This is a genomic window from Escherichia sp. HH091_1A, assembly GCF_030295175.1.
GTDB lineage: Bacteria > Pseudomonadota > Gammaproteobacteria > Enterobacterales > Enterobacteriaceae > Escherichia > Escherichia coli_F.
In genome coordinates this window covers 2,715,394-2,741,316 of sequence record NZ_AP025747.1, presented here as the reverse complement: position 1 = coordinate 2,741,316, position 25,923 = coordinate 2,715,394, and the positions used below count along the sequence as shown (strand labels likewise).

Here is a 25,923-nt window from a genome sequence, read left to right as displayed (position 1 = left end):
TACTGCAATCTCATAACAGGTAGTGAATATGATCACCATTCGTGATGTAGCGCGTCAGGCTGGCGTCTCTGTGGCAACGGTTTCCCGGGTGCTCAATAACAGCACGCTGGTCAGTGCCGACACGCGTGAAGCAGTAATGAAAGCAGTGAGCGAGCTGGATTATCGGCCAAACGCCAATGCCCAGGCGCTGGCAACTCAGGTTAGCGATACCATTGGCGTGGTGGTAATGGACGTTTCTGATGCGTTTTTCGGCGCGCTGGTAAAAGCGGTGGATCTCGTCGCCCAGCAGCACCAGAAATATGTGCTAATAGGTAATAGCTATCATGAAGCGGAAAAAGAGCGTCATGCCATTGAGGTGTTAATTCGCCAGCGTTGTAACGCGTTGATTGTTCATTCAAAAGCGTTAAGCGATGATGAATTAGCGCAGTTTATGGATAACATTCCCGGTATGGTGTTAATCAACCGCGTTGTGCCAGGTTACGCCCATCGTTGCGTTTGCCTGGATAATCTCAGTGGTGCCCGAATGGCCACGCGCATGTTGCTCAATAATGGTCATCAACGTATTGGTTATCTTTCTTCCAGCCACGGCATTGAAGATGATGCCATGCGCAAAGCAGGCTGGATGAGTGCGTTGAAAGAGCAGGATATTATTCCGTCGGAAAGCTGGATTGGCACTGGCACCCCGGACATGCCAGGCGGTGAGGCGGCGATGGTTGAACTGCTGGGGCGCAATCTACAACTTACCGCTGTATTTGCATACAACGACAATATGGCCGCTGGCGCACTGACGGCATTAAAAGATAATGGTATTGCGATTCCGTTACATCTCTCAATCATCGGTTTCGATGATATTCCCATCGCTCGTTACACCGACCCACAATTAACGACCGTGCGTTATCCTATTGCTTCGATGGCAAAATTAGCTACCGAACTGGCCTTACAAGGGGCAGCAGGCAACATTGATCCTCACGCCAGCCACTGTTTTATGCCGACGTTAGTGCGTCGCCATTCTGTCGCAACGCGCCAGAATGCGGCAGCGATCACTAACTCAACAAATCAGTCGATGTAACCGCTTTCAATCTGTGAGTGATTTCACAGTATATTAACAATGCGATAGCTATGATTGCACCGTTTTAACGCTGTAACCTGCATGTAACAGTGAATCATCACTTTCACCGAGGTAATAGCGTCATAACAACAATTAAAGCCTTTTCTGGAGCGTTACCGGGCATGGAAGAACGAATTTTAAAAAGTGAGCTTCGGCGTTCAGTAACACTTCATTAACTCTACTGCCCCGCCGAGCATTTATCTCAAGCACTACCCTGCATAAGAAAAACCGGAGATACCATGAATAAGAAGGTGTTAACCCTGTCTGCTGTAATGGCCAGTATGTTATTCGGTGCCACTGCACACGCTGCTGATACCCGTATTGGTGTAACAATCTATAAGTACGACGATAACTTTATGTCTGTTGTGCGCAAGGCTATCGAACAAGATGCGAAAGCCGCGCCAGATGTTCAGCTGCTGATGAATGATTCTCAGAATGACCAGTCCAAGCAGAACGATCAGATCGATGTATTGCTGGCGAAAGGGGTGAAGGCACTGGCGATCAACCTGGTTGACCCGGCAGCTGCGGGTACGGTGATTGAGAAAGCGCGCGGGCAAAACGTGCCGGTGGTTTTCTTCAACAAAGAACCGTCTCGTAAGGCGCTGGATAGCTACGATAAAGCCTACTATGTCGGCACTGACTCCAAAGAGTCCGGCATTATTCAGGGCGATTTGATTGCTAAGCATTGGGCGGCAAACCAGGATTGGGATCTCAACAAAGACGGTCAGATTCAATTCGTACTACTGAAAGGTGAACCGGGCCATCCGGATGCAGAAGCACGCACCACTTACGTGATTAAAGAGCTGAATGACAAAGGCATCAAAACTGAACAGTTACAGTTAGATACCGCTATGTGGGATACCGCTCAGGCGAAAGATAAGATGGACGCCTGGCTGTCTGGCCCGAACGCCAACAAAATCGAAGTGGTTATCGCCAACAACGATGCGATGGCAATGGGCGCAGTAGAAGCACTGAAAGCACACAACAAGTCCAGCATTCCGGTGTTTGGTGTCGATGCGCTGCCAGAAGCTCTGGCACTGGTGAAATCTGGTGCACTGGCGGGCACCGTATTGAATGATGCTAACAACCAGGCGAAAGCGACCTTTGATCTGGCGAAAAACCTGGCCGATGGCAAAGGTGCGGCTGATGGTACCAACTGGAAAATCGACAACAAAGTGGTCCGCGTACCTTATGTTGGCGTAGATAAAGACAACCTGGCTGAATTCAGCAAGAAATAAGACTGATTGGGCGCAGTCGTTTACTGCGCCCTTATTGTATGGCCAACAAGGTAAAATTATATGGTCAGCTCAACGACTCCGTCTTCCGGGGAATACTTGTTGGAAATGAGCGGTATCAACAAGTCTTTTCCGGGTGTTAAGGCACTTGATAACGTTAATTTAAAAGTCCGGCCACATTCTATCCATGCATTAATGGGGGAAAACGGCGCAGGAAAATCAACATTATTAAAATGCCTGTTTGGTATTTATCAAAAAGACTCCGGCACCATTTTGTTCCAGGGTAAAGAGATCGATTTCCATTCTGCCAAAGAAGCACTGGAAAATGGTATTTCGATGGTACACCAGGAATTAAACCTGGTATTACAACGTTCGGTGATGGACAACATGTGGCTGGGGCGGTATCCCACCAAAGGCATGTTTGTCGATCAGGACAAAATGTACCGCGAAACCAAAGCGATTTTTGATGAGCTGGATATTGATATCGATCCGCGTGCGCGCGTCGGCACATTATCCGTTTCGCAAATGCAGATGATCGAAATCGCCAAAGCGTTTTCCTATAACGCGAAAATTGTGATTATGGATGAACCGACATCTTCGTTAACTGAAAAAGAGGTCAATCATCTTTTCACTATTATTCGTAAATTAAAAGAGCGCGGCTGCGGTATTGTTTATATCTCGCATAAAATGGAAGAAATCTTCCAGTTATGTGATGAAGTCACCGTATTGCGCGACGGTCAGTGGATCGCTACCGAACCGCTGGCAGGGCTAACGATGGACAAGATCATCGCCATGATGGTTGGACGCTCTCTTAACCAGCGTTTCCCTGACAAAGAAAACAAGCCGGGCGAAGTGATTCTGGAAGTGCGTAATCTGACGTCGCTGCGCCAGCCGTCGATTCGCGATGTCTCGTTTGATCTGCATAAAGGGGAGATCCTCGGTATTGCCGGTCTGGTGGGGGCGAAACGTACCGATATTGTTGAGACGTTATTTGGTATTCGCGAGAAATCGGCTGGCACCATTACGTTGCACGGTAAAAAGATCAATAACCATAACGCTAACGAAGCCATAAACCACGGATTTGCACTGGTAACTGAAGAGCGCCGCTCAACGGGAATTTATGCCTATCTGGATATTGGCTTTAACTCGTTAATTTCCAATATCCGCAACTACAAAAATAAAGTTGGCTTGCTGGATAACTCGCGGATGAAAAGCGATACCCAGTGGGTAATTGATTCGATGCGGGTAAAAACGCCGGGACATCGTACGCAAATTGGTTCACTCTCCGGCGGTAATCAGCAAAAGGTAATTATTGGGCGCTGGCTGCTAACGCAACCAGAAATATTAATGCTCGATGAACCAACGCGCGGTATTGATGTCGGAGCGAAGTTTGAAATTTATCAGTTAATTGCCGAACTGGCGAAGAAAGGCAAGGGGATTATTATTATTTCCTCCGAAATGCCAGAGTTGTTAGGGATAACAGACCGTATTCTGGTCATGAGCAATGGTCTCGTTTCCGGAATTGTCGATACAAAAACAACAACGCAAAACGAAATTCTGCGTCTTGCGTCTTTGCACCTTTAAGATTAGGGGCCTCCCATGAGTGCGTTAAATAAGAAAAGTTTTCTTACTTACCTGAAAGAGGGCGGTATTTACGTCGTTCTTTTAGTTTTGCTGGCGATTATTATTTTCCAGGACCCAACTTTTTTAAGTCTGTTGAACTTAAGTAATATTCTCACCCAGTCATCGGTGCGTATTATTATCGCGCTTGGTGTGGCAGGATTAATTGTCACCCAGGGGACCGACCTTTCTGCGGGACGTCAGGTAGGGCTGGCAGCCGTGGTGGCAGCGACGTTATTGCAGTCCATGGATAACGCTAACAAAGTATTCCCGGAAATGGCGACGATGCCGATTGCGCTGGTAATTCTGATTGTCTGTGCCATTGGCGCGGTGATCGGTTTGATCAACGGCCTGATTATCGCTTATCTCAACGTGACGCCATTCATTACCACGCTCGGCACGATGATTATCGTCTACGGCATCAACTCGCTCTATTACGACTTTGTCGGGGCGTCGCCAATTTCTGGTTTTGACAGTGGCTTCTCTACCTTTGCTCAGGGCTTTGTTGCGCTGGGGAGCTTCCGTCTCTCTTACATCACTTTCTACGCGTTGATTGCGGTGGCATTCGTCTGGGTGTTGTGGAACAAAACCCGCTTCGGCAAGAACATTTTTGCCATTGGCGGTAACCCGGAAGCGGCGAAAGTTTCTGGTGTCAACGTTGGCCTGAACCTGCTGATGATCTACGCGTTGTCTGGTGTGTTCTATGCCTTTGGCGGGATGTTAGAAGCCGGACGTATCGGCTCTGCCACCAACAACCTCGGCTTTATGTATGAGCTGGATGCTATCGCAGCGTGTGTGGTGGGCGGTGTATCGTTCAGCGGTGGTGTAGGGACGGTGATTGGTGTGGTGACCGGGGTAATTATTTTTACCGTCATCAACTATGGCCTGACGTACATCGGCGTAAACCCATACTGGCAGTACATCATCAAAGGGGCGATTATTATCTTCGCCGTAGCGCTGGATTCACTGAAATACGCGCGTAAGAAATGATGTGAATGTGGGTATTGCCGGATGCGCCGCATCCGGCAATCGGTGCCAAATGCCGGATGCGTCTCTGATTTTACAACGTTACCGGGTGTTCTTTCTCTCCCTTCTTAAACTTCACTTCCCCGAGATCAATACAACCAACCGGGCAAACATGACCACAAAGCAGACAACCCACGCACTTCTCGGTATTACAATGCGGTGTGCGCGTTTTCTCGCTCCATTCCATCGCCTGGTGACCGCCGTCGTAACAGGAAATATAACAGCGTCCACAGCCAACACATTTATCGAGATTGATATGGGGATAGACGATATAGCTACGGTCTAAATCTTCCGCCGGGACAATATTGTGATTCGCCAGACCTACCATCTCCTGCAACGAATCAAATCCCTGATCGGCGAGATAATGCGATAACCCGCTCGCCATATCTTCCACTATCCGATACCCGTACTGCATAATGCCGGTGGTCACCTGTAACGTTGCTGCGCCGAGCAATAAAAACTCTGCCGCATCTTCCCAGGTTTCAATACCGCCGATACCGCTGATCGGGAAATCGCGCAGCTCTGGATGGGTGCGCATTTGCTGAATAAAGCGTAGGGCGATCGGTTTTACCGCTTTACCGGAATATCCGGAAATACTCGATTTACCGTTAACGATCGGCATACCAATTTTCTGATTAAGATCGATATTGGTGATGGATTTAACGGTATTAATCGCCGCAATGCCATCTGCGCCGCCGCGCTTCGCAGCCAGCGCCACTTCGCACATATCACCGATATTCGGCGTCATCTTCGCCAGCATCGGCAGCGTAGAACCACGTTTCACTGCCCGACAATATTTTTCTACCAGCTCCGGGCTTTGCCCGACATCACTACCCATCGCATGAGAAGTCATTTGCGGACAGGAGAAGTTACACTCAATCATATCGGCACCAGCTTCTTGCACCAGGCGCGCCAGCTCTTCCCACTGCTGCTCATTTTCCCCCATGATTGAAGCTATCAATACTTTGTCCGGATAATCTTCTTTCAGCCGACGCAGGGCGGCCAGATTCTCCTCCAGAGGATGCTCGGCAATCTGCTCCATATTTTTGAAGCCGATAAAACCGGTATCTTCTTTCACCAGATGATCAAAACGTGGTGAGACTTCGTTGGCGATAAAAAAGCCGATCGTTTTAAATACCACGCCACCCCAGCCCGTGTCGTAGGCTTTGGCGCACATCTCATAGCAGTTGCCTACCGGCGAAGAAGAGAGGCAGAACGGGTTGGGAAACTTCACGCCGCAAAAGGTAATCGAAAGATCTTTCGTTAACATGAGCAAGCTCCCTCTAAATAGTGATGAATCGCCTCAGCGGCTTCTTTCCCGGTTTTCACGGCATAAACCACGGTTTTGTCACCCTCAACAATATCGCCAGCAGCAAAGACTTGCGGGTCGCGGGTCTGGTAATTTTGTGTTTTGATGGTGTTACGCTGCGGCTCTAACTCCGCAAAGGCATCCAGTCTGGCATGCTGACCGACGGCGAGAATAATTTTATCTGCCGCCATCGTCAGTTCGCCCGGTAAGCGTACATGCTTAAACGTGACTTTATTGCCTTCCACGGCCACTGGTGTGAATCCATCGATGATCGAAACGCCCAACTCCCGGGCGCTGGCAAACTCTTTTTCGCTTGCCGGAAACTCATCTAACTCTTCACGTGCTACGCAGGTTACCGCCTGACAGCCGAGAACTTTCAGCGTGCTGGCAACGTCCATCGCGACATCACCGCCGCCGATAATTAATGCGCTTTGTGGAATGCTGATATCGCCCTGCGCCTGCCGTGCACGTTGCAAGAAGTCGACGGCAATCTCAACGTCGCTATGCTCAAACAGCGGTAGCCCGGAACCGCCCGACAACCCTACGGTGACAAGTACTGCGCGGTTTTCCGCTTTCAGTTGCTCCAGGGTGAGTACTTTACCGATTTCGTTATTGCACTTAATGGTCACCCCCATTTTTTCGATATGGGCGATCTCTGCATCCAGCACGGTTTGCGGCAAACGAAATTGCGGAATACCGTTACACAGCCAGCCACCGGGTTGCGCTTCTTTTTCATAAATAGTGACGTCGTACCCCATATTTGTCAGCGTCACGCTGGCCTGCAATCCAGCAGGACCTGCGCCAATAATGGCGACTTTGCCGAGCGTTTTAGTACCAGGCTGATAAATTTCCATCCCGGTTTGTTGTTCAAAATCAGTGATAAAACGCTGTAAGCGACCGATATCAATGGGATCATCAACACCGGCACGGGTACAACCGCTTTGACATAATTTCTCCGTTGGGCAAACTCTGGCGCATACAGCACCTAAGGCATTATTTTCGCGAATTGTCTCGGCAGCGCCTTTAAAATTACGAAAGTAGATTGAGCGAATAAATTTCCCCGGATCGGTTTGTGCCGGGCAAGCCTGACTACAGGGAGCGTCGTGACATAATAAACAGCGAGAGGCTTCTTTAATCGCCAGTAAAGGCGTAAAAGCCGGAGTGAGTTCATCCAGATAATTTTGTTGCGGCATGTGATCTTCCTTAATGCTATGAGTAATTAAGGCGAACGCTAAATATACTCGTCATACTTCAAGTTGCATGTGCTGCGTCTGCGTTAGCTCACCCCAGTCACTTGTCGCCTTCCTGCAACTCGAATTATTTAGAGTAAATATTGCGTGCTGATATTAAGGCTAAGCGTGTGGGGAAATTTAAACTGTGAAAGAATTCACAAATAGCTGCGGTTCAGAATGTTATATCCGCAGCTTATTGACTGAAGTAATAATTATTCTCAATAATTAACAGGGGAGGGACAATATTAACGATAGAAAATAAGATAAATAATCATACCAATAGATAAAATTCCGAAGCCACTATATGCCACTATATAAGCAAAGAAAAGTCCGGGATTTTTTGCTCGCCAGACATACACCGGTTCCGCTGCATTTTTAACCCGTTTATCAATCGCGCCTGCACGCCAGCCTTTCCATGCTTCGCGAAAACAAAATATCGGGATAAGGAAAAAAACGGCAACCACAAAAAACTGCTGTACATCCATAACTACTTTCCTTGTTTCTTCTGTAATTCAAGTAACTGTTCGGGCGTGACGGCGGGATACCCCTGTGCATCTTCCGGCACCTGGTGCATAGCCGGAATAGGCACAAGCGGCCCTAAAAAGCGCGGTTCACGTTTAAAAATATAAAGGTCAGCCAGCGCACCGAAACGGGCGGCAAATTCGCGAATACGTACTGACAGCATATCTTTTGGCGACGGTACGGCATAACACTGGGCCTGAATCCCCATATGTAGCGCTATAAATAATGCCCGCTCACAGTGGAAACGTTGGGTGATAATAATGAAATCATTAGTATCAAAAACTTTGCGTGTACGGACGATGGAATCCAGCGTACGAAAACCTGCGTAATCGAGGACAATATCTGATGGGTCGACACCTGCGGCGATTAAATCTTTGCGCATGGTCTTTGGCTCATTATAACTTTGCAAAGCATTATCGCCGCTCAGTAATAGATAATTTACCTTGCCGCTGTTATAGGCATTAATCGCTCCTTGAATACGGTAGCGATAATACTGATTAATTACGCCAGTACGATAATATTTTGCTGTGCCGAGCACCACGCCGACCTGGCGGTAGGGGAGATCCTGCAATTCGTCGTAGATATAAGGCGCGGTTTTCCAGCTCATCCAGCGATCGAGGCCGAGCACAGTCAACAGCAGCAAGCCGATCAGGACTAACAGGCTGTAGAACACGCGCTTTAACATGCAGGAGACTCGATCTAAGGAAAATTTCCATCAGGCTACTTTACCCGCTGGTTTTGCGCAAGAAACGGCAAACTGTTTGCCGGGATTTTCGACACCGGGAGAGAGCTGGCAAGTATGATGCGACGTTTATCAGTGTGTCAGACCTGAAGGCGGCCGGATAAGGCGTTCACGCCACATCCGGCACCAGGCTTAAGCGAGAAGCACGCGGTCGATACTGTGACAGCCGAGAGCTTTCAGCGTTGCGGAGGTGGCATCCCACTGAATCAACGGCGCATCGGCTTTTTCTGCCAGAACTGCGCGCTGGATATCCGGGTAATCATAACCCTTGAGATTCAACAGAATTAACGCCCCCTGCAACGGCGGCAGAGTCGGATTGAATGCGGCGTTTTCAGCGTAGCTGCCGCTGAAAATACGACCGTCTTTACATTCCAGCGCGACACCGCTTGGCGACTTACTGTAAGGCATGTGCGAACGGTTTGCCGCCGCAATCGCTGCCTGAGAAAGCGCATCACCAGTCAGCGCATAGCCGTGATCCTGCTCGTCCATCAGCAGCGTTTTAATCTCCAGATCTTTCGGCCCAAAGGCATCCGGCAGATAGTCACGCAGCGCGTGTGGCGCGCGGCCCGGCAGGTGAATACGCAGATCCAGACCGCTGTTCAGTTCATTCATAAACTGACGGCAGTGACCACAAGGCGTGTAGTTAACGGTGATGGCTGCGAGCGCTTTTTCACCACTCAACCAGGCGTGGCTGATCGCGCTTTGTTCGGCATGAACGGTTTGCTGCATTGTCGCACCAATAAATTCCATATTGGCACCAAAATACCAGGTTCCGCTCACACCGCGCGCGATTGCGCCAACATTAAAATTCGACAATGGCGTACGCGCACAGGCCGCCGCCAGCGGGAGTAGTGCGAATGCCAGCGCGTCTTCGTCCAGCCCCGTTGCGCTCTTCAGCGATGAGACTTGCTCCCCGGTCAACAAAGCGGGGAAGTACTTGTCTGCCAGAATAGGTTCCAGTGCAGATTGCAAGTTATCCGCAAGTTGGGCAAAAGCGGTTTGAAAACGTGGATGCATGGCGTTGCCTCATAATCATGTAATGGGATAACAGTTTACGAACCCGTTATGGCTTTATATGTGATCTGAATCTCATTAATTGTGCAACGAATGAAACTTACATCAAAAATGCGCGACACATCGCAAATTTTAGCCCATTACTGCCAGAATAATCGGGAAAAGGAAGGGTGCGATCAGCGAAGTAATAATCCCGCATAACACCAGCGCCAGCGAACTAAATGCACCTTCCTGATAATCCAGCTCAGCACAGCGTGCCGTACCGAGGGCGTGCGAGGCTGTCCCCATCGCCAGACCGCGCGCTGCTTTGGTGCGAATACGCATCGCATTAAGTAACGTATGACCAAACACTGCGCCCAGAATACCGACGAAAATCACGCAAACTGCGCTGATTGCCGGAATACCGCCAATACTGCCGCCAACCGCCATTGCAATAGGCGTGGTGACTGATTTCGGCAGGATTGACGCGGCAATTTCCGGGGAAGCGCCCATCAACAATGCCACGGAAGTCCCCGTCACCATCGCAACCACGCTGCCGATAAAACAGATGGTGATGATCGATTTCCAGCGCGCGCGGATCTGGTGTAGCTGCTCATATAAAGGATAGGCTAGTGCGACAACCGCCGGTTGCAGCAGATCGTTTAGCACTTCGCTACCTTTAAAGTAGCTGTCGTAAGAGATGCCGGTCAGCATTAAAAAAGGAATGATCACCACCATTGCAACCAGCAATGGGTTAAGCAAGGGAAACTTATACCGCGCCGCCAGTTTGCGGGCGGCAAAAAAGACAATTAACGTTAGCGGCAATGACCACCAGATATTTGCCATCATTCTTCTGATCCTTTCTGACCTACGACTTTACGTTCACCGTGCACCAGTTGCGAACTCCAGCTCACCACCAGAAAAACCACCAGCGTACTGACTGCACAGGAAACCACTACCGGACCAAACTGTGCGCGGAGCAAATCAAAATATTGCATGACGCCTACGCCAATCGGCACAAACAATAGCGCCATATAGCGAATCAGTACGTAGCACCCCGGATTGACCCACTTTGCCGGAAGAATTTGCAAGGCCAGCAGGACAAACAAGATCAGCATCCCGATGATGCTGCCCGGAATGGTTACCGGTAGCAGGGAAGCAATGAAAATGCCTGCATACAGGCAGGCATAAATCAGGATAAAAGCGCGTAAATATTGCCAGATAATGTTCAGTGTCTTACTCATAATCAACACCCCAGATGAGATGGATTCATCATACAATTAATTCGTAAAACGTGCTACCGATCACATTAAGAATTCTCAGCATAGTTGAATTACAGGGAAGTAACATCGGGCGAGTGCCCAGTTCAGCACACTAATTCTGCTGTAAAAAGTGCAGAAACTGACTTAAAGCATAAGAAGGCGTTTCGTTATTACGCCAAAACACACCGACGCTGCCTTTCTGTTCAATCTTTGGCAGGTTGAGGATCACCAGTTGCCCCTGGCTGGCATAACGTTGCGCCAGGCGTAATGACAAAATAGAGATCATATTGCTGCTTTGTAACAGGTTGGTACTGACGTTCATCGACGCCGACTCAATCGTGTTTTCTGGCAGCATCACGCCGTGGTCTACCAGCGCATTATCAATGCTGATGCGGATGGGGGTACCTGTCGGCCAGACTATCCACCGCCAGTTAGCAAGATCATTCCAGCTGAGGGTGGCGTATTTCGCCAGTGGATGCTCAGGACGGGCGACAAAGCATACCGGCTCGGTGTAGAGCACGCGATAATTCAGCGGCAATTGCAACGCGCGACCGCCAATTCGCCCAACCACCACATCGACAGAACCTGCCAACAGATCTTGCAGCAATGGGGTCATCACCTTCTCTTCGATATTCAGGTGTAGAGTTGGCATCTCCTTGAGCAAATGCAAAATCGCCTGGGATACGCAGTCAGTGGCGACGGGAGAACAGCCAATTTTCAGACTGCCGACCAGTCCACCTTGTTTAAAGCGAGCCAGTTCATATTGCGATCTTTCCATGTCATTGATTAACCGTTGGGCATGTTGCAATAACAATTTGCCGCCTTCGGTCGGACGAAGCCCTTTGCTGTGCCGCTCAAAAAGTGTGAGTCCGATCTCATCTTCCAGTTGTGACAACCATTTCGAAAGCGCGGGTTGGGTGATATTCATCATCCGTGCGACATGGGTCAGATTACCCTGTTCACCCAGCGCCACCAGCATTTGCAGGTGATGTAGTTTTAGTTTTTGCGCCCAGTTCGCCATTTGCCATAACCTCCAGGTTATCTCTCTGCCCGAAATGCCATTGTACATCTCATCTCTTTAATCACATTATCGCAACATATACAAAACAAAAGAAACATCTACCTTACCTGCACTGAGGCATTTACTATGACTCAACGACGTGATTTACAAGCACTGATCGATGCTGCTCCGGTCGGCAAGATGCAGTGGCGCGTTATCATCTGCTGTTTTCTGGTGGTAATGCTCGATGGTTTTGACACCGCGGCTATCGGATTTATCGCCCCTGATATTCGCACTCACTGGCAACTCACCGCAGGCGATCTCGCCCCGCTTTTTGGCGCGGGTCTGCTGGGATTAACCGCAGGCGCACTGCTTTGTGGCCCGTTGTCCGATCGCTTTGGTCGCAAGCGGGTGATTGAGCTGTGCGTCTTTTTGTTTGGCGCGTTAAGCCTCGCCTCTGCGTTTTCACCAGATCTGCAAACGCTGGTATTACTGCGTTTTCTCACAGGGCTTGGGCTTGGCGGGGCGATGCCGAACACCATCACCATGACCTCGGAGTATCTGCCTGCCCGCCGCCGAGGCGCGCTGGTGACGCTGATGTTTTGCGGCTTTACGCTGGGTTCGGCGTTTGGCGGGATTGTCAGCGCACAGCTGGTGCCGGTGATTGGCTGGCACGGGATCCTGGTGTTGGGTGGCGTATTACCGCTGATGCTGTTTGTCGCACTGCTTGTGATTCTTCCGGAATCGCCACGCTGGCAGGTGCGCCGCCAGTTACCACAGGCGGTGATTGCAAAAACTGTCAGCGCCATCACCCGCGAGCGTTATGTCGATACCCACTTTTATCTCATTGAATCAGCCTCCATTACAAAAGGCAGCATTCGTCAACTGTTTATGGGACGTCAGTTACCCATCACGTTGATGCTGTGGGTGGTGTTCTTTATGAGCCTGCTGATTATTTACCTGCTCTCAAGCTGGATGCCGACGCTACTGAACCATCGCGGCATAGACCTGCAACACGCGTCCTGGGTCACCGCCGCGTTCCAGATTGGTGGTACGTTAGGCGCGCTGGCGCTGGGTGTGCTGATGGATAAGTTCAATCCTTTCCGCGTACTGGCGCTGAGCTATGCCATAGGCGCTATATGCATCGTGATGATTGGCTTAAGCCAGGATGGATTATGGCTGATGGCGCTGGCGATTTTCGGCACTGGCATTGGCATTAGCGGATCGCAGGTGGGGCTGAATGCGCTGACCGCAACACTTTATCCAACACAAAGTCGCGCCACGGGCGTGAGCTGGTCAAATGCTATCGGCCGCTGCGGCGCGATTGTCGGCTCGCTTTCTGGCGGCCTGATGATGGCGATGAATTTCTCTTTCGACACCCTGTTTTTCATTATCGCTGTGCCCGCGGCGATCAGTGCGGTGATGTTAAGCCTGCTGATCACCGTGGTTCGCCAGTCGACCTCTGTCCCTGACTCACTGCCTCGCGCAGGTGTTGTGAACGAATAAGGAGCATCCTAATGACTGATAACAATCAAAAAAGCCGCGAGCAATTTTATCAGCATATTTCCGGGCAAAACCTGACCCCGCTGTGGGAGTCACTGCACCACCTGGTGCCGAAAACGCCCAACGCCAACTGTGCGCCAGCGTACTGGAATTATCAGGAGATCCGCCCGCTGCTGCTGGAGAGCGGCAGCCTGATTGGCGCGAAAGAAGCTGTGCGTCGTGTGCTGGTACTGGAAAACCCGGCGCTGCGCGGGCAGTCTTCCATTACCGCGACTTTATATGCCGGTTTGCAACTGATCATGCCGGGCGAAGTGGCACCGAGTCATCGTCATAATCAGTCGGCGCTGCGTTTTATTGTTGAAGGCAAAGGGGCATTTACCGCCGTTGATGGCGAACGCACGCCAATGAATGATGGCGATTTTATCCTGACCCCACAATGGCGCTGGCACGATCACGGTAACCCTGGCGACGAACCGGTTATCTGGCTCGATGGACTGGATCTGCCATTAGTGAACACTCTGGGCTGCGGTTTTGCCGAAGATTACCCGGAAGAGCAACAACCGGTAACGCGTAAAGAGGGCGATTATCTGCCACGTTACGCTGCCAATATGTTGCCGCTGCGCCATCAGACCGGGAACTCCTCACCCATCTTTAACTACCGTTATGACCGTAGCCGCGAAGTGCTGCACGATTTAACCCGCCTGGGCGATGCCGATGAGTGGGATGGCTACAAAATGCGCTACGTCAACCCGGTCACCGGCGGCTATCCGATGCCGTCGATGGGCGCCTTCCTGCAACTGCTACCGAAAGGGTTCGCCTCCCGCGTGGCGCGTACCACTGACAGCACTATCTACCATGTAGTGGAAGGTAGCGGACAAGTCACCATCGGCAATGAAATCTTCACCTTTAGTGCAAAAGATCTCTTTGTGGTGCCGACCTGGCACGGCGTGTCATTCCAGACTACGCAAGATACCGTTTTATTCAGTTTTTCGGACAGACCGGTACAAGAAGCCCTGGGGCTGTTCCGCGAAGCGCGTTATTAATTTGGGAGAGAGAAAATGACTCAATATGTATTCGAACCACAAGCGCCCGTTACCGTACCGGTTGTTGGCAGTGATGAACAATTCCCCGTGCGCCGCGTTTACTGCGTTGGGCGTAACTATGCCGCCCACGCCCGCGAAATGGGCTTTGATCCGGATCGTGAACCCCCCTTCTTCTTCTGCAAACCAGCAGATGCCGTTGTTCCGGTCGCCGCTGGCGAAACGCTGGCGCTGCCGTATCCGGCGCAGACCGATAACTATCATTACGAAATTGAACTGGTGGTGGCGATTGGTAAAAAGGGCAGCGATATCCCACTGGAAAAGGCCCATGAATATGTCTGGGGTTATGCCACAGGCCTTGATATGACGCGCCGGGACCGTCAAATGGAAATGCGTCAGATGGGCCGCCCGTGGGAAATCGGCAAAGCATTTGATCTCTCGGCCCCCATCGCACCGCTGCACAAAGCCAGCGAAACCGGCGGTATTGATAACGCACCAATCTGGTTACAGGTAAACGGTGAAGATCACCAGCGCAGCGATATTCGCCATCTCATCTGGTCGGTGAATGAAACCATCAGCTACCTGTCAGGCTTCTTTGAACTGCAACCGGGCGATCTAATCTTTACCGGTACGCCGGAAGGGGTTGGCCCAGTAGTCAAAGGTGATGTGATCACGGGCAACGTCGAGGGCTTAACCCCTATCGCGGTGAAGATCGTCTGAGGTGCATGATGAAGCTGTACAGTTTTTTTAATAGTTCAGCATCGTACCGGGTACGCATTGCGCTGGCGCTGAAAGGCATTAATTACCAGACCGAAGGGGTGAATATCCGTATTGGTCGGCAAAATGAACTGGCCTATCGGCGGATGAATCCTGTCGGGCTGGTGCCGACGCTGCTGACTGACGAGGGCGAGTCACTCGGTCAGTCGCTGGCGATTATTGACTGGCTGGATCGTCACTACCCGCAAGTTCCGCTGGTGCCGCAGGAAGAACCGGCCCGCAATAAGGTGCTGGAAATTGTCTATGCCATCGCTTGTGATATTCATCCATTGAATAACCTGCGCGTGGTGCGCTATCTGACCGAAGAGCTGAACGTCAGTGAAGAAGAGAAAAAACGCTGGTATGCGCACTGGATCCAGCAAGGGTTAAGCGCGGTGGAACAGCTACTGCGCCAGAGCCAGTCGGGGCAATTTTGTGTGGGTGAGACGCCGACGCTGGCAGACTGCTGCCTTGTTCCGCAGTGGGCGAACGCGCTACGTATGAACTGCGATCTGAGAGGATATCCGCGCTGCAAAGCGGTGTACGACGCCTGCACACAACTGCCAGCGTTCATTGCCGCAGCGCCAGAAAATCAACAAGATAAAATTTCAGCCTGACCAGGAGAACCATAATGACTAAAGTGACACGCGCAGTAATTGTGGGAGGCGGGATCGGCGGTGCGGCAACTGCGCTGTCACTGGCCCGCCAGGGGATCAAAGTGGTGCTGCTGGAAAAGGCGCATGAGATCGGTGAGATTGGCGCAGGTATCCAGTTGGGGCCAAATGCGTTTTCGGCGTTGGATAGTCTTGGTGTTGGCGAAATCGCCCGCCAACGTGCGGTATTCACCGATCACATCACCATGATGGACGCGGTGAACGCCGAAGAAGTGGTGCGTATTGAAACCGGGCAGGCCTTTCGTGACCATTTCGGCGGCCCTTACGCGGTGATCCACCGCGTTGATATTCATGCCTCGGTGTGGGAAGCGGTACTGACGCATCCGGACGTGGAATATCACACCTCCACCAACGTCGTGGATATTCGCGAGACGGAAGACGATGTCACCGTGTTTGACGATCGCGGCAATAGCTGGACCGGCGATATTCTGATTGGCTGTGACGGTGTGAAATCAGTGGTGCGCCAGAGCTTATTGGGCGATGCGCCGCGTGTCACCGGACATGTGGTCTACCGTGCGGTTATCGATTGTGCCGATATGCCGGAAGATTTGCGCATTAACGCACCGGTACTGTGGGCGGGGCCGCATTGTCACCTGGTGCATTACCCTTTGCGCGGCGGCAAGCAGTATAACCTGGTGGTAACATTCCACAGCCGCCAGCAGGAAGAGTGGGGCGTGAAGGATGGCAGTAAAGAGGAAGTGCTCTCTTACTTTGAAGGGATTCACCCCCGTCCGCGCCAGATGTTGGATAAACCGACTTCATGGCGACGCTGGTCAACCGCTGACCGTGAACCGGTGGCGAAGTGGGGAACGAAGCGCATAACGCTTGTGGGCGATGCGGCCCATCCGGTGGCGCAATATATGGCGCAGGGAGCCTGTATGGCGCTGGAAGATGCAGTAACGTTGGGTAAGGCGCTGGCGCAGTGTGAGGGTGATGCGGCGCAAGCCTTTGCGCTGTATGAGTCGGTACGAATTCCGCGCACCGCGCGCATCGTCTGGTCGACCCGTGAAATGGGGCGGGTTTATCACGCCGCAGGGGTAGAACGTCAGGTACGTAACCTGCTGTGGAAAGGGAAATCGCAGGCAGAGTTTTATCGCGGCATGGAGTGGCTGTACGGCTGGAAAGAAGATAACTGTTTGCAACCACGCTGAGCACTTCTTCACCCAATCAGGCGCACGGGCGGTCCCCTCGCCCCTTCGGGAGAGGGTTAGGGTGAGGGAAAAATCTTGCCCGAATTAATCAGTAAGTCAGTTTGTCTGCAAACTCCAGAGGCGCTAACATAGCGCCTCATTTTTTTGCGGGTGATGATATGCGTGTGTTACTGGCGCCGATGGAGGGTGTACTCGACTCTCTGGTGCGTGAATTGCTGACCGAAGTTAACGACTACGATCTGTGCATCACCGAGTTTGTCCGCGTGGTGGATCAACTGCTGCCGGTAAAAGTTTTTCATCGCATTTGCCCGGAGCTACAAAACGCCAGCCGAACGCCATCCGGTACGCTGGTGCGCGTGCAATTGCTGGGTCAGTTCCCACAATGGCTGGCAGAGAACGCCGCCCGTGCGGTGGAGTTAGGTTCCTGGGGTGTGGATCTTAATTGCGGCTGTCCGTCGAAAACGGTTAACGGTAGCGGCGGCGGGGCGACACTACTCAAAGATCCTGAACTCATCTACCAGGGTGCAAAAGCGATGCGTGAAGCTGTACCGGCGCATTTGCCCGTCAGTGTGAAAGTGCGTCTGGGCTGGGACAGCGGTGAGAAGAAATTTGAAATCGCCGATGCGGTTCAACAGGCTGGCGCTACGGAGTTGGTGGTGCATGGGCGGACAAAAGAGCAGGGGTACCGCGCGGAGCATATTGACTGGCAGGCGATTGGCGAGATTCGCCAACGGCTGAATATTCCGGTGATTGCCAACGGTGAAATCTGGGACTGGCAGAGCGCGCAACAGTGTATGGCGATCAGCGGCTGTGACGCGGTGATGATTGGTCGCGGAGCGCTCAATATTCCCAATCTGAGCCGAGTGGTAAAATATAACGAACCGCGAATGCCGTGGCCGGAGGTGGTTGCTTTGCTACAAAAATATACCCGTCTGGAAAAGCAGGGCGATACCGGGTTATATCACGTTGCGCGGATTAAACAGTGGTTGAGTTATTTGCGTAAAGAATACGATGAAGCAACAGAATTATTTCAGCATGTTCGGGTGTTGAATAATTCCCCTGATATTGCAAGGGCTATTCAGACCATTGATATCGAGAAACTCTAAGAAACCATAGTGATGTTTTTTGACAATGTGTTAGCTCTTTATCAATAGGCCGCACGGTTGTTTGGTGGCGTCAAAATCGCCGAGGCGTTCCCTGAAGGCCGGGGCAGCCCACATGGATGTGGGCTGAGGGCGCGTTTTACAGGGATGTTACCTCGCGCCCGACCCGGTAGCCGTAAGGGATAAGCCGAGGGCACCGCGCAGCGGCGATTTTGTTCGCCAGAGCCCGGGGGGGCAGGGGGCGGCGGCGACTGGTCGCCCCCTGCGCGCTCCTTGCGCTAGTGATTATATGAAGCAATGCACATGACAGGAGCGCAACAGGATGAGAGACTGAAATATTCTCGTTATTTTCGGATCTGATGACGTTAATTAATTTTAAAATATCATCTTAAATACGCCAGTCACCACCAGTAGTCCAATCAGGAAAATAATCAATACAGCCCAGAGTATAATTTTCATTGGCGTTCCTTTATTTGTGAGTGTCGAATAAGTATAGGAAAAAACGAAGCCCTTTGCCGTTACTCATAAGTGATTAAGATAAATCGGAGAATATCATTCACTTACTGTATATTTTTCTGAATATGTCGTTTTATTGCCACTGATGTATTGCCACGCGAAACTAAAAAATATATTGCATCACACGGTAATCTCCGCGCACCTTTTCTTACCTGACTATTCCTCCATGAATCGTGATTCCTTTTACCCAGCCATCGCCTGTTTTCCTCTGTTACTGATGCTGGCCGGGTGTGCGCCTATGCATGAAACCCGCCAGGCGTTAAGCCAGCAAACACCCGCTGCGCAAGTTGACACCGCATTACCTACGGCGCTGAAAAATGGTTGGCCAGACAGCCAATGGTGGCTGGAGTATCACGATAATCAACTCACTTCATTAATTAACTATGCACTGCAGAATGCACCGGATATGCAGGTGGCTGAACAGCGCATTCAGCTGGCTGAAGCCCAGGCGAAGGCAGTTGCCACTCAGGATGGCCCTCAGATCGATTTTTCTGCGGATATGGAGCGGCAAAAAATGTCGGCAGAAGGGCTAATGGGGCCGTTTGCTCTGAACGATCCTGCCGCAGGTACGACCGGTCCGTGGTACACCAATGGTACTTTTGGCTTAACGGCGGGCTGGCATCTTGATATTTGGGGAAAGAATCGGGCGGAGGTTACTGCTCGCCTCGGTACGGTTAAAGCACGGGCGGCGGAACGCGAGCAAACCCGCCAATTGCTGGCTGGCAGCGTTGCCCGCCTTTACTGGGAGTGGCAAACCCAGGCAGCGTTAAACACTGTTTTGCAGCAAATCGAAAAAGAGCAGAACACCATTATCGCGACCGATCGCCAGCTATATCAGAACGGGATTACTTCTTCAGTTGAAGGTGTGGAAACCGATATTAATGCCAGCAAGACCCGGCAGCAGCTCAACGATGTCGTGGGAAAAATGAAAATTATTGAGGCACGGTTAAGCGCACTTACAAATCACCAGATAAAGTCATTGAAGCTTAAACCGGTTGAGTTGCCGAAAGTGGCAAGTCAGCTTCCTGATGAACTGGGGTATTCATTGCTGGCACGGCGGGCAGATTTGCAGGCAGCGCATTGGTACGTTGAGTCATCGTTAAGCACCATTGATGCGGCAAAAGCGGCCTTTTATCCTGACATCAACCTGATGGCCTTCCTGCAACAGGATGCGTTGCACTTAAGCGATTTGTTCCGTCATTCCGCGCAGCAAATGGGCGTTACGGCAGGCCTGACGCTACCCATTTTCGATAGTGGTCGTCTTAACGCCAACCTCGATATTGCAAAAGCCGAAAGCAACTTGTCTATCGCCAGCTACAACAAAGCGGTGGTTGAAGCGGTGAATGACGTGGCGCGGGCAGCCAGTCAGGTTCAGACGCTGGCGGAGAAAAACCAGCATCAGGCGCAAATTGAGCGCGATGCCTTGCGTGTGGTAGGTCTTGCGCAGGCCCGCTTTAACGCGGGTATCATTGCTGGTTCCCGCGTCAACGAAGCCAGGATCCCGGCGCTGCGTGAGCGGGCCAATGGCCTGTTATTGCAAGGGCAGTGGCTGGATGCCTCCATTCAACTCACTGGTGCGTTGGGCGGGGGTTACAAACGCTGATGATATACGCCTTCTATACTTAACGTTTATTCAGCGTTAAGTGGAGAACTCGATGGCACAGGTCGCGATTATTACCGCTTCCGATTCGGGGATCGGCAAAGAGTGCGCGTTATTACTGGCGCAGCAGGGTTTTGATATTGGTATTACCTGGCACTCAGATGAAGAAGGGGCAAAAGATACCGCGCGTGAGGTGGTTAGCCACGGCGTACGTGCGGAGATGGTGCAGTTGGATCTCGGTAAACTGCCAGAGGGGGCAATGGCGCTGGAGAAACTTATTCAACGGCTGGGGCGCATCGATGTGCTCGTGAATAATGCGGGCACAATGACCAAAGCGCCGTTTCTTGATATGGCTTTCGATGAGTGGCGCAAGATTTTTACCGTTGATGTTGATGGTGCATTTTTATGCTCGCAAATTGCGGCCCGCCAGATGGTGAAACAAGGGCAGGGCGGTCGCATCATCAACATTACGTCGGTACATGAACATACGCCGCTGCCGGATGCCAGCGCCTATACAGCCGCTAAACATGCACTCGGTGGGCTAACCAAAGCGATGGCGCTTGAGCTGGTCAGGCATAAGATTTTGGTGAATGCAGTCGCGCCTGGGGCTATCGCCACGCCAATGAATGGCATGGATGACGGCGACGTGAAGCCCGACGCGGAGCCTTCGATTCCCCTGCGGCGTTTCGGCGCAACGCATGAGATTGCCAGCCTGGTGGCGTGGTTATGCTCTGAAGGCGCAAATTACACCACCGGGCAGTCGTTAATTGTCGATGGTGGCTTTATGCTGGCGAATCCGCAGTTCAACCCAGAATAGCACTGTGAGGTGCGTGGTTATTTCAATGGGTAATATTTGGTAGGCATGATAAGACGTGTAAGCGTCGCATCAGGCATAGTGCGACGGATGTCGGATGCGGCGCAAACCGCCTTATCCGAGGCAATGGTTTTACGCCTGATCATCCGGCTTTTTCTTCCCGCGCCGTTTCAGCCACCAGCGCACGCCAACCACCAGAACCACGACCAGAATCAACCAGACCCAGTGCTTCAAATGCTGGTCGAGATTGTGCAACCACGGCGCAATCACCTGACCACCAGCATAACCGATAGTGGTAAAAATCAACGCCCAGGCAAATGCGCCGAGAATATTCAGCGGCAGAAAGATTTTCGGCGGCAGCTGGCTGGCACCAATCAGCGTCGGGCCAATGACCCGAAAGCCATACATAAAACGCGTACCAATGACAAACAGATACGGATGGCGCTGGATAAGTTTCTGCGCCCGCTCAATTTTATCCTGATGCTTAGAGAAACGGCGTAACAGCTTGCCACCAAACCGCCGCCCGCACAGATAAAGCACCTGGTCACCAATCATGCCGCCAAGCGCTACAGAAAGTACCACCAGCGGGAACTTTAATAACCCCTGATGTGCCGCAACGCCTCCCAGCAACGTCACGGTTTCACCTTCCGCCAGACTTCCGAGCACCAGCGCAGCATAACCATATTGTGAGATGAGTGTATTGAGATCCATAGGCCCGTCTGTCTCCCTTTGGTTGCTTGTAAGCATACACCCTGTGAATCATTTACGCTGAAAAAGGACGCTCATCAGACGGTGCAAATTCTATGAATGCACAAAAAATAATCACAAGCTGACTTATACTTGAACTGTCAGGTTCATGAACTCACAACAAGGGGGCGGTATGAGCCATGTCTGGGGACTGTTTTCCCATCCCGATCGTGAAATGCAGGTGATTAATCGCGAAAACGAAACGATTTCTCATCACTACACCCACCACGTTTTGCTGATGGCGGCAATTCCGGTGATTTGCGCCTTCATTGGCACCACGCAAATTGGCTGGAATTTTGGCGATGGCACTATCCTGAAGTTATCCTGGTTCACCGGACTGGCGCTGGCCGTCTTGTTTTATGGCGTTATGCTGGCTGGGGTCGCGGTGATGGGGCGGGTCATTTGGTGGATGGCACGCAATTACGCGCAACGTCCGTCGCTTGCGCACTGTATGGTCTTCGCGGGCTACGTTGCGACGCCGCTGTTTTTAAGCGGTCTGGTGGCGCTTTACCCGCTGGTCTGGTTGTGTGCGCTGGTCGGCACGGTGGCGCTGTTTTACACCGGCTACCTGCTTTACCTCGGTATTCCAAGCTTCCTGAATATCAACAAAGAGGAAGGCCTTAGCTTCTCCAGTTCGACGCTGGCGATTGGCGTGCTGGTACTGGAAGTGCTGCTCGCCCTTACCGTTATACTATGGGGCTACGGTTATCGTTTGTTCTAGAAAGTTCTTTTGTGTTGCATTGCTGGCGTAAATGTCAGCAATGCAGCATTTCCTCACGATTCTTCTTTGACGATCGCACTTTTTGCTCGTTATGATGGCGTCGCTAGCCTTAGTAAATCCTTACTCCGGCGGTGCGCAACCCGTGCGCGTGAACCACTATCTGAATGCTCATCATGCCGAAATTTCGAGTTTCTTTATTTAGCCTGGCCCTGATGCTGGCTGTGCCTTTTGCACCGCAGGCCGTTGCGAAAACGGCAGCCGCTACCACCGCTTCACAGCCGGAAATTGCCTCCGGTAGCGCGATGATTGTTGATCTGAATACCAACAAAGTGATCTATTCGAACCACCCGGATCTGGTGCGTCCGATTGCGTCTATCAGCAAATTAATGACCGCGATGGTCGTGCTGGATGCGCGACTGCCGCTGGATGAAAAACTAAAAGTGGATATCAGCCAGACGCCGGAGATGAAAGGGGTCTATTCGCGCGTACGACTGAACAGCGAAATCAGCCGTAAAGAGATGCTGTTGCTGGCGCTGATGTCTTCAGAAAACCGCGCGGCGGCAAGCCTTGCGCACCATTATCCCGGTGGTTACAAAGCCTTTATTAAGGCGATGAATGCGAAAGCGAAATCTCTCGGAATGAACAACACGCGCTTTGTTGAACCGACCGGATTGTCGGTGCATAACGTTTCAACTGCCCGTGACTTAACCAAACTGCTTATTGCCAGCAAACAATATCCGTTGATTGGTCAGTTAAGTACTACCAGGGAAGATATGGCAACCTTCTCTAACCCGACGTATACGCTGCCGTTCCGCAATACTAATCATCTGGTGTATCGCGATAACTGGAATATTCAGTTAACCAAAACCGGCTTTACCAATGCGGCGGGCCATTGTCTGGTGATGCGCACGGTTATCAATAATAAACCGGTGGCGCTGGTAGTGATGGACGCGTTTGGCAAATATACCCATTTTGCCGATGCCAGCCGCCTGCGTACCTGGATTGAAACCGGTAAAGTGATGCCTGTTCCGGCAGCAGCGTTGAGCTATAAAAAACAAAAAGCCGCCCAGATGGCGGCGGCGGGGCAGACGGCGCAGAACGATTAAGGGTAGGCAGGATAAGGCGTTTACGCCGCATCAGGCATTCGGAGCACAATGCCTGATGCGATGCTTGCGCATCTTATCAGGCCTACAAACGTGACGCGTCCGTAGGCAGGATAAGGCGTTCACGCCGCATCCGGCATTCGGAGCACAATGCCTGATGCGATGCTTGCGCATCTTATCAGGCCTACAAACGTGACGCGTCCGTAGGCAGGATAAGGCGTTCACGCCGCATCCGGCATTCGGTGCACGATGCCTGATGCGATGCTTATATTTGCATCAGGCATCCAGCCGTATTTACTCCACTTCCTGCCAGTTTTTACGCTTACTGGTTTTACCGATCCCCGGATTCATGCTGTTGGTCGGATCGTTCTCGCGATAGAACTTCTGCAACGTCTCCGGTGCTTTATACAAATGACCGACGTTATGCTCGGCAGGGTATTGCGCGCCGCGCTGCTGTAGCAGTTCCAGCATCTGTTCTTTCAACGCATGTACATCCACGCCTTTTTTAACGATGTAATCCTGATGGAAGACATAGCACATAAAATGGCCGTAATAGAGCTTGTGCACCAACTGACTGTCGATCTCCGGCGGTAAATGCTCATACCACTCGGTGTCGTTACGCCGCAGAGCGATATCCAGCGCCAGAATGTCTTCGACTTCATCGGAATGCACCGCCTGATAACGAATTGCTGCGCCCGCAGCGGCGAAACGGTGTAAAAACGCTTTGCTGCCTTCCTCCGGCGTACAGACAAAGAAATCGCCCTCGGCCTGTTTGAAATAATCCACCAGCCACGATTTTGCTTCACCGACGCCATCGCCCGCCATTTTTAACAGCAGATGATGTTCATATTTATCGCGCCAGCTTTTCATGCGCGGTGGTAAATGGCTGGGGAACAGGTGACCGAATTTTTGCATCGCACGGTCGGTAAAATGCGGACGGAAGAATTTCACTTTCTCCAGCATCGCATCGGTGCGTCCCTTGAGATTAAAGAAGAACGGCATCTTGTCGGTGCCTAACTTATCAATCATCAGGAAGGTGTCTTTGCCGTATTTTTCCGCAATATCGTAGATATCCCGGTGCATATATTCCCCGGCAACCGGCAGATTTTCGAAATTAGCCAGAATATGACGGCGGATTTCGGTCAGTACTTCCGGCTGGTTGGTGCCGATATAAAACACCTGCTGATTTTTTTCCGCTTCGAAGGTATCAAGACGTACCGCAAAGACGGCCAGCTTCCCGGCGCAACCAGAAGATTCAAATAACCGATCCGGATCGGCGTTATAACGTGCGGGCGTGTCGGCTTCAATATCACGAACGCGGTGGACATAGTCATAATCGTGGGCGTGACGACCATCGTGGCGCACATCGTCATCTTTGATGCGATCGTCATCCAGCTTGCTAAGGATCTGCTCCGGCGTTTCGCCCAGATCAATCCCCAGATGATTCACCAGCGTCAGTTTGCCTTCTTCATTTATACGCGCGAATAACGACATTTCGGTATACGCTGGGCCACGCTGCACCAGCGAGCCGCCGGAGTTGTTACAGATACCGCCGATGACTGATGCGCCTATACACGATGAGCCAATCACCGAGTGCGGTTCGCGTCCCAGCGGTTTGAGGGCTTTTTCCAGCGAATAAAGCGTGGTGCCCGGATAGGCCAGCACCTGTTCGCCCTTGCCAAGAACGTGCAGCTTGTCGAGACGCAGGGTGCTGATGATCACGATATCGCGATCATAGTCGTTACCGTTTGGCGTCGAGCCTTCGGTCAGGCCGGTATTGGCAGCCTGCATCAGAATAATTTTGTCGGCGGTGACGCAGGCTTTCAGCACCCGCCACAATTCCAGTAGTGAGCCAGGGAAAACGACAGCCAGCGCGTCGCCCTGACCAGAACGGAAGCCCTTGCGATAGCGGGCCGTTTTTGCGGGATCGGTGAGCAGGTGTGAATGACCGACCAGACGGGCAAGTTCATTCAAAAAGGCTTTATTATCAGTTGTTGTCATGGAAGACATTTTCCACTCCTTGTGGTGGCGAAAAAATATCACAAACTAGAATAGCGCCTTGTATGACAATTCAGCGAGTGAATATTTTGAAAATTCAGACAATAAACTGAGCATTCTTTTTCTCTCTCCATCATGCTTATGGCAA

At 51.5% G+C, this 25,923-nt stretch carries 25 protein-coding genes; 14 read left to right on the top strand and 11 right to left on the bottom strand.

Annotated features, from left to right (window positions below; genetic code table 11):
* Positions 1-28 precede the first annotated feature (28 nt).
* The 4 genes from galS (at position 29) to mglC (ending at position 4,953) form a co-directional block, all read left to right on the top strand.
* A complete protein-coding gene (gene galS, locus QUF14_RS13905) occupies positions 29-1,069 on the top strand; it encodes an HTH-type transcriptional regulator GalS (RefSeq protein ID WP_000628667.1) in 1,041 nt (346 codons plus the stop codon).
* Positions 1,070-1,347: 278 nt separating this feature from the next.
* A complete protein-coding gene (mglB, locus tag QUF14_RS13900; RefSeq protein ID WP_001036980.1) occupies positions 1,348-2,346 on the top strand; it encodes a galactose/glucose ABC transporter substrate-binding protein MglB in 999 nt (332 codons plus the stop codon).
* A gap of 60 nt (positions 2,347-2,406) precedes the next feature.
* Complete coding sequence (gene mglA / locus QUF14_RS13895; RefSeq protein ID WP_000255032.1) at positions 2,407-3,927, top strand: galactose/methyl galactoside ABC transporter ATP-binding protein MglA; 1,521 nt, start codon at positions 2,407-2,409, stop codon at positions 3,925-3,927.
* 15 nt (positions 3,928-3,942) lie between these two features.
* The gene (gene mglC / locus QUF14_RS13890) at positions 3,943-4,953 is read left to right on the top strand and encodes a galactose/methyl galactoside ABC transporter permease MglC (protein WP_001275118.1); all 1,011 of its coding nucleotides are present in this window, start codon (positions 3,943-3,945) and stop codon (positions 4,951-4,953) included.
* A gap of 70 nt (positions 4,954-5,023) precedes the next feature.
* Here the strand turns inward: mglC and preA are convergent, their stop codons facing one another.
* The 8 genes from preA to QUF14_RS13850 form a co-directional block, all read right to left on the bottom strand.
* The gene (preA, locus tag QUF14_RS13885) at positions 5,024-6,259 is read right to left on the bottom strand and encodes an NAD-dependent dihydropyrimidine dehydrogenase subunit PreA (protein ID WP_000956067.1); all 1,236 of its coding nucleotides are present in this window, start codon (positions 6,257-6,259) and stop codon (positions 5,024-5,026) included.
* Positions 6,253-7,491, bottom strand: a complete 1,239-nt coding sequence (preT, locus tag QUF14_RS13880; RefSeq protein ID WP_001136351.1) for an NAD-dependent dihydropyrimidine dehydrogenase subunit PreT — start codon at positions 7,489-7,491, stop codon at positions 6,253-6,255. Before preT ends, preA begins: the two co-directional genes overlap by 7 nt.
* 284 nt (positions 7,492-7,775) lie before the next feature.
* On the bottom strand, positions 7,776-8,015 hold the full coding sequence (locus QUF14_RS13875; RefSeq protein WP_000383089.1) for a DUF2542 family protein: 240 nt from the start codon (positions 8,013-8,015) through the stop codon (positions 7,776-7,778).
* A gap of 2 nt (positions 8,016-8,017) precedes the next feature.
* The gene (gene sanA, locus QUF14_RS13870) at positions 8,018-8,737 is read right to left on the bottom strand and encodes an outer membrane permeability protein SanA (RefSeq protein WP_000920073.1); all 720 of its coding nucleotides are present in this window, start codon (positions 8,735-8,737) and stop codon (positions 8,018-8,020) included.
* A 189-nt stretch (positions 8,738-8,926) separates the two neighbouring features.
* Positions 8,927-9,811, bottom strand: coding sequence for a cytidine deaminase (cdd, locus tag QUF14_RS13865; RefSeq protein ID WP_000553548.1), 885 nt, complete (start codon positions 9,809-9,811; stop codon positions 8,927-8,929).
* A gap of 129 nt (positions 9,812-9,940) precedes the next feature.
* A complete protein-coding gene (locus QUF14_RS13860; protein ID WP_000968208.1) occupies positions 9,941-10,636 on the bottom strand; it encodes a CidB/LrgB family autolysis modulator in 696 nt (231 codons plus the stop codon).
* Positions 10,633-11,031, bottom strand: coding sequence for a CidA/LrgA family protein (locus QUF14_RS13855; protein ID WP_001353095.1), 399 nt, complete (start codon positions 11,029-11,031; stop codon positions 10,633-10,635). Before QUF14_RS13855 ends, QUF14_RS13860 begins: the two co-directional genes overlap by 4 nt.
* Positions 11,032-11,161: 130 nt before the next feature.
* Positions 11,162-12,070 (bottom strand): LysR family transcriptional regulator, encoded by a 909-nt coding sequence (locus QUF14_RS13850; protein WP_032184600.1) that lies wholly within the window; start codon positions 12,068-12,070, stop codon positions 11,162-11,164.
* A 126-nt stretch (positions 12,071-12,196) separates the two neighbouring features.
* Here QUF14_RS13850 and mhbT point away from each other — a divergent pair, with 126 nt between their 5' ends.
* The 6 genes from mhbT to dusC all read left to right on the top strand — a co-directional run bounded on the left by mhbT (position 12,197) and on the right by dusC (position 18,279).
* Positions 12,197-13,555 (top strand): 3-hydroxybenzoate transporter MhbT, encoded by a 1,359-nt coding sequence (gene mhbT, locus QUF14_RS13845; RefSeq protein ID WP_179799807.1) that lies wholly within the window; start codon positions 12,197-12,199, stop codon positions 13,553-13,555.
* An 11-nt stretch (positions 13,556-13,566) separates the two neighbouring features.
* On the top strand, positions 13,567-14,595 hold the full coding sequence (gene gtdA, locus QUF14_RS13840; protein ID WP_100733654.1) for a gentisate 1,2-dioxygenase: 1,029 nt from the start codon (positions 13,567-13,569) through the stop codon (positions 14,593-14,595).
* 15 nt (positions 14,596-14,610) lie between these two features.
* Entirely contained in the window at positions 14,611-15,312 is a 702-nt protein-coding gene (locus QUF14_RS13835; RefSeq protein WP_000196040.1) for a fumarylacetoacetate hydrolase family protein, read from the top strand.
* A gap of 8 nt (positions 15,313-15,320) precedes the next feature.
* Positions 15,321-15,965 (top strand): maleylacetoacetate isomerase, encoded by a 645-nt coding sequence (maiA, locus tag QUF14_RS13830; protein ID WP_286333538.1) that lies wholly within the window; start codon positions 15,321-15,323, stop codon positions 15,963-15,965.
* Positions 15,966-15,979: 14 nt separating this feature from the next.
* Positions 15,980-17,173, top strand: a complete 1,194-nt coding sequence (locus tag QUF14_RS13825) for a 3-hydroxybenzoate 6-monooxygenase (RefSeq protein WP_286333530.1) — start codon at positions 15,980-15,982, stop codon at positions 17,171-17,173.
* Positions 17,174-17,331: 158 nt separating this feature from the next.
* Positions 17,332-18,279, top strand: coding sequence for a tRNA dihydrouridine(16) synthase DusC (gene dusC, locus QUF14_RS13820; protein WP_001264874.1), 948 nt, complete (start codon positions 17,332-17,334; stop codon positions 18,277-18,279).
* A 372-nt stretch (positions 18,280-18,651) separates the two neighbouring features.
* Here the strand turns inward: dusC and yohP are convergent, their stop codons facing one another.
* On the bottom strand, positions 18,652-18,735 hold the full coding sequence (gene yohP, locus QUF14_RS13815) for a small membrane protein YohP (protein ID WP_000691708.1): 84 nt from the start codon (positions 18,733-18,735) through the stop codon (positions 18,652-18,654).
* Between the two features lie 223 nt (positions 18,736-18,958).
* On the opposite strand from yohP, the gene mdtQ reads away from it, so the two are divergent.
* Together mdtQ and QUF14_RS13805 are read left to right on the top strand one after the other, a co-directional pair.
* Complete coding sequence (gene mdtQ, locus QUF14_RS13810; protein ID WP_286333529.1) at positions 18,959-20,395, top strand: multidrug resistance outer membrane protein MdtQ; 1,437 nt, start codon at positions 18,959-18,961, stop codon at positions 20,393-20,395.
* Between the two features lie 52 nt (positions 20,396-20,447).
* Entirely contained in the window at positions 20,448-21,209 is a 762-nt protein-coding gene (locus QUF14_RS13805) for an SDR family oxidoreductase (RefSeq protein WP_000079553.1), read from the top strand.
* A 129-nt stretch (positions 21,210-21,338) separates the two neighbouring features.
* On the opposite strand, the gene QUF14_RS13800 is transcribed toward QUF14_RS13805, so the two are convergent.
* Positions 21,339-21,917: a DedA family protein gene (locus QUF14_RS13800; protein ID WP_001353099.1), complete on the bottom strand. Its 579-nt coding sequence runs from the start codon at positions 21,915-21,917 to the stop codon at positions 21,339-21,341.
* A 169-nt stretch (positions 21,918-22,086) separates the two neighbouring features.
* On the opposite strand from QUF14_RS13800, the gene QUF14_RS13795 reads away from it, so the two are divergent.
* Together QUF14_RS13795 and pbpG are read left to right on the top strand one after the other, a co-directional pair.
* Positions 22,087-22,674, top strand: coding sequence for a Yip1 family protein (locus tag QUF14_RS13795; protein WP_010360277.1), 588 nt, complete (start codon positions 22,087-22,089; stop codon positions 22,672-22,674).
* Between the two features lie 173 nt (positions 22,675-22,847).
* A complete protein-coding gene (gene pbpG, locus QUF14_RS13790) occupies positions 22,848-23,780 on the top strand; it encodes a D-alanyl-D-alanine endopeptidase (RefSeq protein WP_032184587.1) in 933 nt (310 codons plus the stop codon).
* Between the two features lie 291 nt (positions 23,781-24,071).
* On the opposite strand, the gene dld is transcribed toward pbpG, so the two are convergent.
* Positions 24,072-25,787, bottom strand: coding sequence for a D-lactate dehydrogenase (gene dld / locus QUF14_RS13785; protein ID WP_100733655.1), 1,716 nt, complete (start codon positions 25,785-25,787; stop codon positions 24,072-24,074).
* Positions 25,788-25,923: the final 136 nt, after the last annotated feature.